We start from the raw sequence: 14567 nt of genomic DNA, 5'->3' as shown, positions 1-14567 counted from the left end.
TATCGGGCTCTGATCATGACCTGAATATTTCTTGAAGAATAACTTTACATGATCTGTTGGACTTCTTGAAGGTCAGGAATGGCTTTCAGATGATTCATGATAACCTTGACATCATCCCGATCATGGATACTGATCTCGATTCTCCCGTCGAAAATACCCTGATTACTGTTGATGGTCATTCGGTGTATACCTACATTGAGTTGTCCTGAGATCACTTTCGCGACATCCAGAAGCATTCCTTTGCGGTCGATGCCTTGTATTTCGATGGTAGCGTCAAAGAAGAGTTTCTTGTGCATGTCCCATTTGGCATCGACGATACGATTTCCGAAACTCGATTTGAGTTTGTTGGCCACCGGGCAGGCGCGCTTATGGATTTCGATATGGTTCATGTTGTCGATATATCCGAGGATATCGTCTCCGGGGATTGGGTGGCAACACGACTTGAAGAGAAACTGATTGATATTGTTTTCATCAATGATAACCGGTTTCTTCCTGTCAAACTTACTATCGACGACGAAATGCTTGACGTCTGTAGATGCAGCTTTGTCATTCTTGTCTTCTTTCCTATTGAGGAAAGGAACTAGTCTCCGCCATTTCTTGACTTTGGATTCCTTGACGTTTCTCCCATGCAGTTCGTCAGCATCTTTGTCTCCCAAGATGATGGTGTGATCGCCTATTGCCTGGAAGAAATCCTCAGGTTTTTGAATATCGTGGAACGCCCTGAGTTTGTCAATCGTGGAAGTTGTCATCTCAAGGTCGTTCTTCTGTAGCCAATCCTGCATGACCTTCTTGCCTTTATATTGTATTTCCCGGTTATCATGCCGGAGGATGGCCGTGATCTTGCTCTTTGCTTTAGCCGTACTGGCAAAGTTCATCCATGAAGGTTGCACGTGTTGAGCTTTGGATGTCAGAATTTCCACCTGGTCACCACTTTGGAGTTTTTGACTTAGCGGTACCAGTTTGTGGTTGACCTTTGCACCGATGCAATGACTTCCCAGAAAAGTATGTATCTCGAAAGCGAAGTCGAGGGCAGTACTGCCCGCAGGCATCGTCTTGATCTCCCCTTTAGGCGTAAAGACAAATATCTCAGACGCGAACAGATTGAGTTTGATGGAATCGAGGAAGTCCATTGCATCCGGTTGAGGGTCATCGAGGATTTCCTTAATAGTCCGGAGCCAGTCATTGAGTTCACCTTCATCCTCAGAGTATTCTCCACCTTCCTTGTATTTCCAATGGGCTGCGAATCCCTGTTCGGCAATTTCATCCATTCTGTCACTGCGGATCTGCACTTCGATCCATCGTCCCTGTTTACTCATGAGGGTGACGTGCAGGGCCTGATAGCCGTTAGCCTTAGGGTGGTTGACCCAATCACGCAATCTGTCGGGGTGGCTCTTGTAAATCTTGCAGATAGCCACGTAGATCTGGAAACATTCGTTGATTTCTTCTGCCCTGACCTTTGGCGTATAGATGATGCGGACAGCGAGGATATCATAGATTTCATCGAAGGTGACGTGCTTGTTCTGCATCTTGCACCAAATGGAGTAGGGACTCTTGACCCTTGCCTTGATGGTGTAGCTGATGCCCATCTTATCGAGCGAGGCTTTGATAGGGTCAGTAAATTTACTGAATAAGGTATCGCGCTGCTCTTGAGTGGAAGTCAGTTTGGATTCGATGTATTCATATTCTTCAGGATGTTCAAAGCGGAAACTGAGATCTTCCAGTTCGGTCTTGATCTTGTTCAATCCCAGTCTGTTGGCGAGAGGAGCATAGATATAGAGCGTCTCGCCTGCAATCTTGTAGCGTCTGTTGGCAGATTGAGAGGCGAGGGTACGCATATTGTGCAGCCTGTCGCAGATTTTGATAAGGATGACACGGATGTCATCGCTCATCGTCAGGAGGAGTTTCTTGAAATTCTCTGCCTGAGCAGAAGCATTATCTCCGAAGATACCCCCACTGATTTTAGTCAGTCCTTCGACGATCTGGGCGATTTTGTCACCGAATATATTCTGGATATCCTCAATCGTGTAGTCAGTATCTTCCACCACATCGTGGAGCAGGGCGGAACAGATACTGGTGGATCCCAGTCCCATATCCTCGCAGGCGATCTGTGCGACGGCAATAGGATGCATAATATAAGGTTCGCCCGAAAGCCGACGCACCCCTTTATGAGCCTGTCTGGAGAAGTTGAAGGCCTTGATGATGATATCTGTTTTCTTTCTATGGCGAGAGGCAAGATAGGTATCGAGGAGATGCTGGAAAGCATCAGTGATCATTTTATTATCAGCCTGTTCTCTTTCGATGTCTTTTACATTCTGGTCATCCATAAAATCCTCCTGTTCCTTATTTGATCTTAAGTTTTACACCTGCCAATAGATTGCTACCGTTTATACCGTTCAATTGTCTGATCTTTTTGACGGTAGTATGATTGTGCTTGGCAATTTCAGACAGCGTCTCGCCGCTTTTGACAGTGACTTCTTCCTCTTGGCTATCTGTCTGCCTCGTGCTGTTCCTCGCTATCCTATGCGTCCGATGTCTCCTTTTTCTATAGGACTTTTCCGGCGTTTCTGTTTCACTGGAGTCATTCTCACCGGTCATTGCCATATCATTCCGTCTGTCCAATGTTGAAAAGTATGGAACGTCATCTTTCTGGTGTTGTTGCTCGTCGGCAGGTTCATATCCGCTGACATTCGTTTCCTCTCGCTTGAGCAAGAGTTCACCTGATTTGTATTTGACGATAGAGTCTTTCTGATCGATAAAATTACCGATGAGAGAGGCAGGCAACCGGAGGGACATAGGTGCATTGTTTCCGTTGACCACGTCGTGGCGGTACTGCGGGTTCAGTTCCCGAAGCAGTTCTATATTGATATCCAAGGCATGTGCGATCTGCTGAAAATGAATGTCCTGGTCAACTGAGACCGTGTCTGTTTTAGCGGGAAGATCAGTGTTCATGGGACAGATGCCATGATCACAGTAGTAGTTCATGACGTAGTTGGTCGCGATAAAGGCAGGGACACAACTTCTTGCATAGGAGGTCAGATTAGGATAGATACTCCAGAAGTCGATAGCACCTTTAGTGCGGTGAATGGCCTTGTCGACGGTGGAAGGACTACTTTGGAAAGCGGTGATGACAAATTCCCAGTCATCGAAGATCTTGTATAGATCTTTGAGATATTGGGCTGCAGCATAGGAAGATTTGACAGGGTCACGGCGTTCATCCACGAGAGAGTTGATGACCAGACCATAGTGCTTCCCAGTACTGATGCTCAGTTGCCACAATCCGCTGTTGCCGTTTTTAGAGGCAAAAGGATCGAGTCCTGATTCTACGAAAGGAAGGTATTTCAGTTCTAGAGGAAGTCCATAAGCTTCCAAGGCTTTTTCAAATATGGGAATATAGAAATTAGCGGCACCGAGCATATAACTGACGCGGTCTCTCTGAGAACCGGTCAACTGATCAATAAAATTCCTGACGACGTCATTGTAAGGCATTTCGATGAGGGTCGGCAATTTCTTCAGGCGTTTGATATAGTCTTGTTTGGTAAACGAAGCACTGATATCGTTTCCATTGCAGGGTTTCTTTTTCAGGTAGATTTTAGAATAGTACAGGTTCAGCAGACTGTCTGTTTTTAATGTCATTCCCATGGGTAATGAGATGTTCTCATTGATACCGTGAGGGTCTTTTACGGTGATGACCTGATCGTCTGTAGTTGCGTTTTGAGCTTTTATCATACAGTTTCCCGAAAGCATCAGGAAAGCGAGTAATATGTATAGTTTCTTCATTCCTGTTTCATGATTTGTTAATGAATGTCAGTCAATTGTCGTCAATCATATTTCGTTTCTCCCTTTTGCCAAAAGAAGGCGGGCAATCATCTCTTGCCTGCCTGGTCAGAAAGCAAAACTGCAGTTTATTCCGATAGCGCTGTTCTTGAGAGGGGAGTAACCGTAGATCTGATTACCATTACTATTCCCCTGTATCACCGTAGGTTGGATATGCAAACTCAAGTCCCTGGAAATGTCGAAGTCTGACAGTGAAGCGTCCACATAGGCGTCGATTATGGAGAGTACGTACACCCCGATAAAAGAAAAGACGCTTAAATCGCGCCAGCGGCGGAAACGATCCTTCCTACTTTTGAACAACTCTTGATAGCGCTCTTTATTGGAGTCGTCAATCTTCGTACCCAGGTGCAGAAATTGATTGTAACTCTGTGTCGAGGGATCGTTGTCCATGATATCTATATATGCTTGTGCATAGTCGTGGTACATCTGATTATTCCATGTCATCGCATAGATACAACCCAGGAATCCTCCATAGATAATAGGCAGTTTCCAGTATTTCCGGTTATAGATCTGGCCGGCTCCGGGGAGAACGATAGAGAGCCATAGAGCTCTTTTTACATCAGGCTTCCACGTCGCCCAATCGCGCTTTGTTTTTTTGACACCAGTAGAGTCAGTGAAAGCTATTTTGGTCTTGTCTTGACTCACTTTTTCCTGAGGTTCAGACTGCTGGTGCAGTTGCTGCTGTGACCGGATGGTATCTTTTTCCGTTTCAGAGGCAACCGGATAAACCGTTGCGTTGATCTTCCCGAATGCAGTTGTAGTTGCTATACACAGCAATAGAACTGTCAAACTCCAGTGGTGTGAAAATTTGATATTCACTTTTCAGACGACTCTTTCAGTTTATCGAAAACGTTCATGATATGTTCCAAATCCGCTTCATTGGAAAAAGAGATACTGATTTTCCCTTTTCCTTTTGGAGAGCAGGTCATTTGGATTTTCGTATTGAAGAATTTCGATAAGCGTTGTTTTAGAATATTGAACTCCTCAGGCATTTGAGTTTTTGAGGCAATTTTCTTCTTGCCGGTTTCAATATCTTCACCTTGTTTCAGTTGTTGGACCAGGCTTTCTACTTTCCGCACAGAGTATCCGTTTTTCTGGATCTCCTTGAAAAGTTTGATTTGCAGTGAAGGACTGTCCAGTGCCAACAGGGCACGTGCGTGGCCCATGTCGATGTCCTTTTTCTGAAGAGCCATCTGGACCTGTGCCGGGAGCTTCAGCAATCTGAGGTAGTTGGCTATGGCAGCCCGGCTTTTGCCGACCCTTTCAGAAACTTTCTCCTGCGTCATGTCGGACTCTTCCAGCAGGTGTTCGTAGGCTAAAGCGATCTCTATGGGGTTCAGGTCTTCCCGCTGGATATTCTCCACGAGTGCCATCTCCATGATGTTCTCATCATCGATGGTGCGGATATAGGCCGGTATGGCTTTCAATCCGGCTATCTGGGAAGCCCTCCAGCGACGTTCACCCGCAATGATCTGGAATCTGTTCGCAGCCACCTGCCGTAAGGTGATGGGCTGAATGATGCCGATCTGACTGATGCTCTGGGCGAGGTCTTTTAATGCTTCAGGATTGAATTCCCGTCTGGGTTGATTGGGATTCGGCTCAATTTCATCGAGTGAAATCTCACTGATAGTACTGCTGCCCGATGTACTGATATTCTCTGTAGAGATCAGTGCATCAAGTCCCCGTCCTAAAGCATTTGTCTTGTAAGAGTGATTATTGTATTTCTTATGAACAGCCATATTGATTAGAAATTATAGAATTGGAAAAGGGAACTCAACTGTTTTTCTCAATGATTTCCTTTGCCAAAGCCAGATGGTTCTTTGCTCCGGTGGAGTCTGCATCATACAGTATGACAGGTAGACCATGACTTGGGCTCTCGCTCAGTTTGACATTCCTTTGAATGACGGTTTTGAACACCAGTTCCTGAAAATGGCGCTTGACTTCATCGTAGATTTGGTTGGCCAACCGAAGGCGACTGTCGTACATCGTCAGCAGAAATCCTTCTATTTCCAATTTCGGATTCAGTTTGCTCTTGATGATCTTTATCGTATTCAGCAGTTTGCTGATTCCCTCAAGTGCGAAGTATTCACACTGCACCGGGATGATGACGGAATCAGCTGCGGTGAGTGCATTGACGGTGATCAAGCCGAGTGAAGGAGAGCAGTCGATGAGGATGAAATCGTAATCGTTCCGGATAGGATCCAAGAGTTTTTTGATGACCTTCTCCCGATTGTCCAGGTTCAGCATTTCTATTTCCGCCCCTACGAGGTCAATATGACTGGGAATAATATCTAGTCCGTCGATGTCTGTGGTGTAGATAGCGTCGCGGACATCGGCGTGGTTCATGATGCATTCATACAGGGAGCAATCGACTTCTTTGATGTCTACGCCAAGCCCGCTGGAAGCATTAGCCTGAGGATCCGCATCGACCACCAGAACCTTCTTTTCGAGAGTGGCGAGAGATGCAGCCAGATTAATCGTGGTGGTGGTTTTTCCCACACCGCCTTTCTGATTAGCTAAAGCTATGATTTTTCCCATTTTGTTCGTTTCTTTACATCTGTTATAGTTGCAAAGTTAACGATTTTATGTGAGAATCTATTAACTTAAACGTTTTTTTATTACTTTTGTATCGAAATTAATAATTGAAGATAAGATGGAGAATAAGAAGCCATTTATACTCATTTCCAATGATGATGGATACCATTCAGGAGGCATTCATTATTTGGTGGAAATGCTTAAGGACAAGGCTGATCTGTTGATTTGTGCACCTGAAGCTGCACGGTCGGGTTTCTCATGTGCCTTTTCTGCTGAACTGCCCTTGAAATTGAAGCATCGTCATACTTTTGGCGAGGTTGAGGCCTGGTCTTGCAATGGGACACCTGTAGATTGCGTGAAACTGGCATTGGACCAGTTTTGCAGGGACCGCAAACCTGATCTGATCATAGGCGGCATCAATCACGGGGACAATTCTTCTGTCAACAGCCACTATTCGGGTACAATGGGCGTGGTCATGGAGGGATGTATGAAATATATCCCGTCTATCGCCTTTTCGAGTTGCAACTATGATATTCATGCTGATTTGTCTTATTTGAAAGAATATATTCTCCCCATTACCGAGAGAGTCCTTCGGGAGGGTCTTCCCAAAGGGACGTGCCTCAATGTGAACTTTCCGGAGAAACCGCCTTTCAAAGGGGTAAAAGTGTGCAGGATGGCTATGGGGAGTTGGCAGAATGAAGTAATCAAAGCACACCACCCACGCGGATATGACTATTTTTGGATGGTGGGGAATTATGTGGATGACGAGCCTGCTGCAGAAGGTACGGATAAGTGGGCGCTAAGACATGATTATGTGGCGATTACGCCGACGACGGTCGATGTTACGGCTTATCAGTTGATCGATGTTGTCAAAAGCTGGAACTTGTAATAGACTTTTACGGTAAGTTTATGAAATATTATTTTGTGGTTGGAGAAGCGAGTGGAGACCTGCATGCCTCCCGTCTGATGGCAGCGCTCGGCGAAGTGGATTCTGATGCGCAGTTCAGGTATTTCGGCGGGGATGACATGAAGGCTGTAGGGGGGACTTGTGTCAAGCATTACAAGGACCTCGCCTATATGGGTTTCGTGCCTGTGCTCCTTCATCTGGGGACCATTCTGAAAAATATGTCTTTTTGCAAGAAAGACATTGCCCGCTGGAAACCGGATGTTGTCATTCTGGTGGATTACCCTGGATTCAACCTCAATATAGCCAAATTTGTGCATGACAAGACCGGTATTCCCGTATATTATTATATCTCACCGAAAATATGGGCTTGGAAGGAATGGCGCATCAGAAATATCAAGCGTGACGTCAGAGAATTGTTTTCAATCCTCCCTTTCGAAGTGCCTTTCTATGAAATCAAGCACCATTACAAAATCCATTATGTGGGGAATCCCACAGTGCAGGAGGTAGCGGAATTCCGGGACAGTTATGACCAGAGTTACCAGTCTTTTTGTAAAGAACATCAACTGGATGCCTACAAGCCTATCATTGCTTTGCTTGCAGGAAGCAGAAAGCAGGAGATCAAGGATAATCTTCCGGCTATGATTGAGGCTGCCTCTCGCTTCGAAGACTATCAGATGGTATTAGCGGGTGCTCCTTCCATATCGGATTCTTTCTATAAGAAATGGATCGGAGGAACAGATGTCAAACTGGTGAAGAACCGGACTTATCCTCTGTTGGTGCACGCGAAAGTCGCTCTCGTCACGAGTGGAACGGCAACTTTGGAAACGGCTCTTTTTGACGTGCCTCAGGTGGTGTGCTACGAAACACCCATACCTCGCTTGATCCGTTTCGGTTTTAAGCATATCATTAAAGTTAAATATATCTCTCTGGTCAATCTGATCGCTGACAAGAAGGTCGTACCCGAGATGCTGGCTGATTTGTTCACCGTTGACGGTATTGCCTCTGAACTCCGAAAAATTCTTCCGGGACAACCTGGGCGCGATAAGATGCTTGCAGGGTACCAGGAGGTGCGCCGTCGACTTGGGAACAATGTCGCACCGGAACAGGCTGCTGCTCTTATGTATGACTTGTTGCAAACTTATAAATCTGATTCCGGTTTACCAATTCAACCTGCTGATAGCGCACGGGAACAAGAATCTGAAGATCAGTATGAGCCTTCTGCTCCTGCGGAGGAAAATTCTGGATATTCTGATGAGCCCGAAAGTCAGGACTTTGATTCCATTGATCCGGATGGTCAGGACGATCGTCCCACCTCTCCGGAAAATGATCCGCCTTCCCGTCCTGAGGAATAAGTTGATTCGATAATCGTCCCAAACTTCTTATTTGGAGGTTTGGGACGATTATCGTTTGTTTTGAGGAATTTGTTCGAATTGGTCAAGTGAGAAGCCTGCACTTCCTGTTTTTCAAAGCTTTGTCCTTTTAGAAAGAAACTTTGAAAATAGGCAAAGTGCTATTCATTTTTCTCACTTTTGAAAGTAGACCTTTTGAGAGGCGCAGTTTTCTCATTTGGAAAAAGACGGGAAAACGGTCGCGTTCAAATGCTCCAGGTTTAGAAGATTTCAATCGTATAGAAATAGACGATGGTTGCCGGAATAGCCAATATGGCGGAATCAAACCGGTCCAGAATACCGCCGTGTCCGGGGAGGACATTACCGCTGTCTTTGAGTTTCAATGTGCGTTTGAGAAGGCTTTCTACAAGATCGCCCCACGTGCCGAAGATGACCACCACCACACCTAATCCCAGCCACCCAAGGACTGAAAGTTGTGGTGTCGACGTACTCAGTTGATGTGACAGTGCACCGATGACACCGGCAATGATCACAGTGATGATACCTCCGCCGATGCTCCCTTCCCACGTCTTGCCCGGACTGATGGAAGGAAAGAGTTTATGCTTGCCTAAAAGTGAACCGCAGATATAGGCGCCACTGTCATTTATCCACAGGAGAATGAACATACTTAAAGGCAAAAGTGTATTGAAATGGACGAATCCGTCTATGGGGTCTTTTTCGAAAGCGAGGATATTCATGAGAGAAAAGGGGAATGCCAGATACATTTGCCCCAGCATTGTATATGCCCAGTCATTGAGCGCATCCTCATGCTTCGCATAGAGTTCCTGTATAAAAAGGTAGAGGATTACAAGGATGTAAGGGATGAAGACTACGAAATTATTGACGATACCTGTACGGAATCCGGCGAAAGCCAGAAAGAGATAGACGCCTGCTACGGTAGAGATGAGGCGGTTGATCTTTACGCCTTGTTTGGCATTGACGAGTCCGCTATATTCCCAGATTGAAAATCCTGTAATGAATGCGAAAAGGAAAATCATTGCGATCCAGTTGAGGAGGCCAATGACCATGATGGCGACAAAAAGTATGCCGGTGACAGTTCTGATAATAAGATTTCTTCGTTTTTCAGTCATGTTTTCTTCTTGTATTTTTCTTTTTAAAAGAAATCAGTCGGAAAAGTGAGAGTTTTTAAAGTACTCTGATTTTTCCGACTGTGGAATTAGACTTGTTTCGTAGAGTCCTCTTCAGGTTTCCCCTTTTCTGTATCAGGGGGATTCTGTGTGTTGTCTTCAGTCTTGTCTTGCAGTTGGGGCTGTTCCTGCTGTCCTTCTTGTTTCGGAGAGTCGTCTTTCTTCGTAGTGTCCTTGTCCTCTGTATCAGAAGTCCCGTCTCCTTCACCTTGCTGTTTTTCGTGTTCCGCGATGGCAGCTTGTACTTCCGGTATATTCTTCACGGCTTCATCGACATGAGGCTGCTGTGCATCCAGGATTTCCTGTGTACGACTCTTCCAAGGCCGCTTTCCGAAGATGTGCTCGACATCGTCAGCCATGATGACCTCTTTGTCAATTAACAACTGTGCCAGTTTGTTGTGTCCTTCTTTATGTTCGGTCAGGATTCTCTTGGCGCGGGCATACTGTTCATTGATGATCTTCAGAACTTCATCGTCAATGATCTTGGCAGTCGTTTCTGAGTAAGGTCGCTGGAACTGGTATTCGTTGGTATTGTAATAACTGATATTCGGAAGTTTGTCACCCATTCCGGCATATGCGATCATACCGTATGTTGCCTTTGTGGCGCGTTCAAGGTCGTTGATGGCACCAGTAGAGATATGCCCGGTGAACAACTCTTCTGCAGCGCGTCCGCCCAAGAGGGAGCACAACTCGTCGAGCATCTCTTCCTTGGTCGTAATCTGGCGCTCCTCAGGCAGATACCATGCGGCCCCCAAAGCTTGTCCCCGAGGAACAATACTGACTTTTACGAGCGGGTTGGCATACCGGCAGAACCAGGAGATCGTCGCATGACCAGCCTCGTGAAGGGCTATCGTACGCTTTTCTTCGACTGTCATCACTTTCGTCTTCTTCTCCAGTCCGCCGACGATGCGGTCAACGGCATCCAGAAAGTCCTTTTTGCCCACTGACTTCTCATTATGACGGGCTGCAATCAGTGCAGCTTCATTACAGACATTGGCAATGTCTGCACCTGAGAAACCAGGAGTTTGACGTGCCAAAAGATCGACGTCTACACTATCATTGATCTTCACAGGTCTCAAATGAACAAGGAAAATCTCCTTCCGCTCCTGAAGGTCAGGTAAGTCAACATGAATTTGACGATCGAAACGACCCGGTCGGAGTAGGGCGGGGTCAAGCATGTCTGCCCTGTTGGTGGCGGCCAGAATGATGACGCCGCTGTTTGTGCTGAAGCCATCCATCTCTGTCAGGAGGGCATTCAACGTATTTTCACGTTCGTCATTGCCTCCCATTGAAGGATTCTTGCTCCTGGCACGGCCGATGGCATCAATCTCATCAATGAAGATGATGCAAGGTGCTTTCTCTTTTGCTTGGCGGAAGAGGTCCCTTACACGACTGGCACCTACACCGACGAACATTTCCACAAAGTCTGAACCGCTCATTGAGAAGAAAGGAACTCCTGCTTCTCCGGCCACAGCCTTTGCCAATAATGTCTTACCCGTTCCCGGAGGACCTATCAGCAAAGCACCTTTAGGAATCTTGCCGCCCAGATTGATATATTTCTTTGGGTTTTTCAGAAATTCGACGATTTCCTCTACCTCTTGTTTCGCTCCTTCCTGACCGGCAACATCCTTGAACGTGATGCCGATACTGTTGCCCTTTTCGTACATCTTGGCTTTGGATTTGCCTACGTTGAAAACGCCGCCCATGCCACCGGCATTATTTCCGCTCATGCGCCTTCCCATCCACCAGATAAACCAGATGAAGAACAGGATAGGCAGCAGATTGATGAGTATGTTGACCAGATTGCTGCCTTTCTTGTTATTATAACTGAAGTCATTCAACTTTCCGGTCTTCTGTTCAGATGTCAGGTATCGTTCAAGTTCATCCACAGAGCCAAACTGGACCGTAACGTACGGATTAGGGCCTACCTGTTTGGCGCTCATGTGGAAGACATTTCTGATATCCTTAGGTTTGACGAACATCTTCAGTGAGTTGTCATTCTTATTGATGACGACACTTTCAGCATAACCTTTTTGAACGTATTCCTTGAATTTTGTATATGTAGCTTCTTGAGCAGAACTGCCTCCCAGGGCATCGCCTCCTCCAAACATGAAAACACCAATGATGGCGATAAGAACCAGAATATAGATCCAGTTCATATTAAACTTAGGCATCTTTGGCTGGTTATCGTTTTTATTGTTTTTTGGATTATTTCCACCTTGTTCCATTTTTCTAACTGTTTATGAGTTAAATAATTATTACAGGTATCAGATCACTGCGGATTGCAGATCTTCGTCACTTGGGATTTCAATAAGGGGAGCGTCATCCCATAGATCTTCGAGATTATAGAATTTGCGAGGCTCTGGTTGAAAGATGTGTACCATGACATCGACAAAATCCAATGCCACCCATTCATCGTTTCCCAATCCGGCAACGTTAAAAGGCTTCTCATGGAGTTTGTTGAGTGTGATATCACTGACTGATTCTGCGATGGCTTCCACTTGTGTGCTGGAATTACCTTGGCAGATGATAAAGTAATTTGCTATTGCTCCTTCAATATGAGTGAGATCTACCATTACAATCTCGGCACCTCTTTTATTTTGGATACCGGTTATAATGGTTTCAACCAATTGTTTCGTTTCTTCCATTCAATATTTAATGATGTAATGTTAATCTAAATGACCACAAAGATACACCTAAATCTTGAGAAAACGCTAAGAAAGCATGTTATTTTGATTTTTTTGAGGAAAAATCTCATTAAAACGTTTGCTGATTCAAAAAAAAAAGCGTACCTTTGCAACCGCAAATCCAAAAAGATTTGGCGCTAATTTATTGGGATATGGTGTAATGGTAACACTACAGATTCTGGTCCTGTCATTCCTGGTTCGAATCCGGGTATCCCAACAGTGAAATCAGGCTAACTTTGTGAGTAATAACAAGTTAGCCTGTTGTCGTTTAAATACACTTGGTGAAAAACCGGTGATCGTCGAAATAGTGAAAAGCAAATTCTGTCAGATATCTTTACGTTCTTAATGAGAGGAAAAAGCGAATTTTTAGAGTTGTTTTTTGTGCTTTTATGAAGGATGATATGGAGTTCTCGAGACGTTGTGTGGAATAACTTTGGGATGGAATTTCTGGTGGCCTTTTCTTATACGAACAGACTATTCATGTTTTTATAATGATGGCCAGAAAACGGATAAGGATAGTTGGTGTTAACCACAATTATCAGTTAATCTATGACAGATGAAACTTTTCTGAACCTTTAACTTTAATCTGGAATTGATGATATCGCACCTGTAAGAATGGTGAATTATGGGTGTATTGGAGCACCCTGTTCTGATCGGGAGATTGATGTGTCAGTCAGTTATCTTGTGACATAGGAGATCTTCAAATGTTGATTTCATGAAAGGTCAGAACTTACTATCATTGATGGATCATATCTCCCGGAATCGCGAGTTTTGGTGGTGAGGTATCCCATTTTTAAGTTTTAGAATAAAATTGAAAGTTATACTTATATTTATAAATTATGAAAATAAAAGATTACTTAGGTAAGAATCAAGAGATTCTTGACAAATGGCAAAAAGAGTTCGAATCAAGAGGCGGAATTTCCAGTAAGTTCTGTTGGGATGGACTCATGTTTAAAGGAGAACTTTACCGTGAAGAGGGGACAAATAATTGGATCCATGATGAAGGTAAAAACAGCATTGAAAATAAACTTTGGAATGAAGTTAAACCTAGAATCTTGTATCTGACAAAGGACCAAAACTTAAGGCCTGGAGACGACGAAGTCCCAGCTTGGGATGTAAGGATAGAATCTTATCATGATTCAAAAAGCAACGAACTTGCTACTGGCTCCAAGTTTAACAGAATGCTTGTTTATTCATTGTATGGGTTGGCTCATACGACACCTGAAAAAACGGTGGAATTTGATGATATTGATAATCACAAAGCCCTCAAATTCGTGGATAAGTTCCCGTTTGCTAGGATAAACTGCAAGAAAGAAGGTGGAGGCAATTCCTGTTCAAATCAGGTACTCAGAGATGCGATGGAAGAATACAGTACATTTCTGGAGGAGCAAATTAATAATCTTGATGCTGATATATTTGTATGTTGTGGCAGTACATTTTCAGGTTATCATATAGATAAGAATAACCCTACTTTGGATTTCCTTAATCATCATGGATATCATTTTGAATATGCTGGGGACAAGTCTATAGATATTTATTACGATAAAGAGAAAAATAAGGTAGCTATAGATTCTTATCACCTTAGTTATTTTACAGGTGAAACAGATAAAGCGATGTATGATGAAATAGTAAAATATTATTTTGAGTTTCTTAAAGCTCATCCGGATTTTCTGAAGTCCATAAAAAGATAAATAAAAAAGTGTAGATGCCATTGTTATTATGTCGTGTTTTGACACAATAAGAGTGGCATTTTACGTATCTGATAATTGATCAATTTTATCAACTGAAACAGTGTAAGAGCATGTCTGTTTCAATAATTATCGGTATAAATATTGTTTGTCATAAAATTGGGTGATGTATCTCATCATACGTTATAGGTCTTCAAACAAATTTTGGAAAGGTATATCTCGGTGATATGATATTCTTCTAAACTATAGATTGCCTGTTTCTTCCTTTTGAATCTGTAGAAAACCGGTTATTTCTTTATGAAAAGTCTGGGGTATGCAACGTTTTAGTTTAGGCTGAAGATAACTTTGCAAATAAATTGGCGGTTGGACGGGATAATTTT

The 14567-nt window shown here is 44.1% G+C and carries 10 protein-coding genes, 1 tRNA gene and 1 pseudogene; 4 read left to right on the top strand and 8 right to left on the bottom strand.

Annotated features, from left to right (window positions below; genetic code table 11):
* Nucleotides 1-44 precede the first annotated feature (44 nt).
* The 5 genes from NG821_RS00260 to NG821_RS00240 all read right to left on the bottom strand — a co-directional run bounded on the left by NG821_RS00260 (nucleotide 45) and on the right by NG821_RS00240 (nucleotide 6372).
* The gene (locus tag NG821_RS00260) at nucleotides 45-2324 is read right to left on the bottom strand and encodes a RelA/SpoT family protein (protein WP_252759653.1); all 2280 of its coding nucleotides are present in this window, start codon (nucleotides 2322-2324) and stop codon (nucleotides 45-47) included.
* A gap of 16 nt (nucleotides 2325-2340) precedes the next feature.
* Nucleotides 2341-3777 carry a lytic transglycosylase domain-containing protein gene (locus tag NG821_RS00255; protein WP_252759652.1) on the bottom strand — a complete coding sequence of 479 codons (1437 nt, stop codon included), beginning with the start codon at nucleotides 3775-3777 and terminating at the stop codon, nucleotides 2341-2343.
* Between the two features lie 105 nt (nucleotides 3778-3882).
* Nucleotides 3883-4509 (bottom strand): DUF5683 domain-containing protein, encoded by a 627-nt coding sequence (locus NG821_RS00250; protein ID WP_262921845.1) that lies wholly within the window; start codon nucleotides 4507-4509, stop codon nucleotides 3883-3885.
* A gap of 140 nt (nucleotides 4510-4649) precedes the next feature.
* Nucleotides 4650-5573 (bottom strand): ParB/RepB/Spo0J family partition protein, encoded by a 924-nt coding sequence (locus NG821_RS00245; RefSeq protein ID WP_252759650.1) that lies wholly within the window; start codon nucleotides 5571-5573, stop codon nucleotides 4650-4652.
* A gap of 34 nt (nucleotides 5574-5607) precedes the next feature.
* The gene (locus tag NG821_RS00240; RefSeq protein WP_252759649.1) at nucleotides 5608-6372 is read right to left on the bottom strand and encodes a ParA family protein; all 765 of its coding nucleotides are present in this window, start codon (nucleotides 6370-6372) and stop codon (nucleotides 5608-5610) included.
* A gap of 115 nt (nucleotides 6373-6487) precedes the next feature.
* Between NG821_RS00240 and surE the strand changes: the two genes are divergently transcribed.
* Both surE and lpxB read left to right on the top strand, forming a co-directional pair.
* Nucleotides 6488-7258: a 5'/3'-nucleotidase SurE gene (surE, locus tag NG821_RS00235; protein ID WP_252759648.1), complete on the top strand. Its 771-nt coding sequence runs from the start codon at nucleotides 6488-6490 to the stop codon at nucleotides 7256-7258.
* 20 nt (nucleotides 7259-7278) lie between these two features.
* A pseudogene (gene lpxB / locus NG821_RS00230) lies at nucleotides 7279-8409 on the top strand (lipid-A-disaccharide synthase); the annotation flags it as partial.
* 476 nt (nucleotides 8410-8885) lie between these two features.
* Here the strand turns inward: lpxB and NG821_RS00225 are convergent.
* From NG821_RS00225 to rsfS, 3 genes are all read right to left on the bottom strand, one after another.
* Nucleotides 8886-9755, bottom strand: coding sequence for a phosphatidate cytidylyltransferase (locus NG821_RS00225; protein WP_252759647.1), 870 nt, complete (start codon nucleotides 9753-9755; stop codon nucleotides 8886-8888).
* An 86-nt stretch (nucleotides 9756-9841) separates the two neighbouring features.
* Nucleotides 9842-12040: an ATP-dependent zinc metalloprotease FtsH gene (gene ftsH, locus NG821_RS00220; protein WP_252759646.1), complete on the bottom strand. Its 2199-nt coding sequence runs from the start codon at nucleotides 12038-12040 to the stop codon at nucleotides 9842-9844.
* A 39-nt stretch (nucleotides 12041-12079) separates the two neighbouring features.
* Complete coding sequence (gene rsfS / locus NG821_RS00215) at nucleotides 12080-12460, bottom strand: ribosome silencing factor (protein ID WP_252759645.1); 381 nt, start codon at nucleotides 12458-12460, stop codon at nucleotides 12080-12082.
* Nucleotides 12461-12645: 185 nt separating this feature from the next.
* Between rsfS and NG821_RS00210 the strand changes: the two genes are divergently transcribed.
* Nucleotides 12646-12716, top strand: a tRNA-Gln gene (locus NG821_RS00210).
* Nucleotides 12717-13338: 622 nt separating this feature from the next.
* Nucleotides 13339-14190 (top strand): hypothetical protein, encoded by an 852-nt coding sequence (locus tag NG821_RS00205; protein WP_252759644.1) that lies wholly within the window; start codon nucleotides 13339-13341, stop codon nucleotides 14188-14190.
* The last annotated feature ends 377 nt before the right edge of the window (nucleotides 14191-14567 follow it).

The sequence above is a fragment of the Segatella cerevisiae genome (assembly GCF_024054555.1).
Lineage (GTDB): Bacteria > Bacteroidota > Bacteroidia > Bacteroidales > Bacteroidaceae > Prevotella > Prevotella cerevisiae.
This window is presented reverse-complemented; position numbering and strand designations above follow the sequence as displayed.

Bases quoted from the DNA above. Each gene is read 5' to 3' on its own strand.
- ftsH (WP_252759646.1), bottom strand. From the start codon at position 12,040: ATGGAACAAGGTGGAAATAATCCAAAAAACAATAAAAACGATAACCAG.
- rsfS (WP_252759645.1), bottom strand. From the start codon at position 12,460: ATGGAAGAAACGAAACAATTGGTTGAAACCATTATAACCGGTATCCAA.
- NG821_RS00225 (WP_252759647.1), bottom strand. From the start codon at position 9,755: ATGACTGAAAAACGAAGAAATCTTATTATCAGAACTGTCACCGGCATA.
- NG821_RS00205 (WP_252759644.1), top strand. From the start codon at position 13,339: ATGAAAATAAAAGATTACTTAGGTAAGAATCAAGAGATTCTTGACAAA.
- NG821_RS00245 (WP_252759650.1), bottom strand. From the start codon at position 5,573: ATGGCTGTTCATAAGAAATACAATAATCACTCTTACAAGACAAATGCT.
- NG821_RS00240 (WP_252759649.1), bottom strand. From the start codon at position 6,372: ATGGGAAAAATCATAGCTTTAGCTAATCAGAAAGGCGGTGTGGGAAAA.
- NG821_RS00260 (WP_252759653.1), bottom strand. From the start codon at position 2,324: ATGGATGACCAGAATGTAAAAGACATCGAAAGAGAACAGGCTGATAAT.
- NG821_RS00255 (WP_252759652.1), bottom strand. From the start codon at position 3,777: ATGAAGAAACTATACATATTACTCGCTTTCCTGATGCTTTCGGGAAAC.
- surE (WP_252759648.1), top strand. From the start codon at position 6,488: ATGGAGAATAAGAAGCCATTTATACTCATTTCCAATGATGATGGATAC.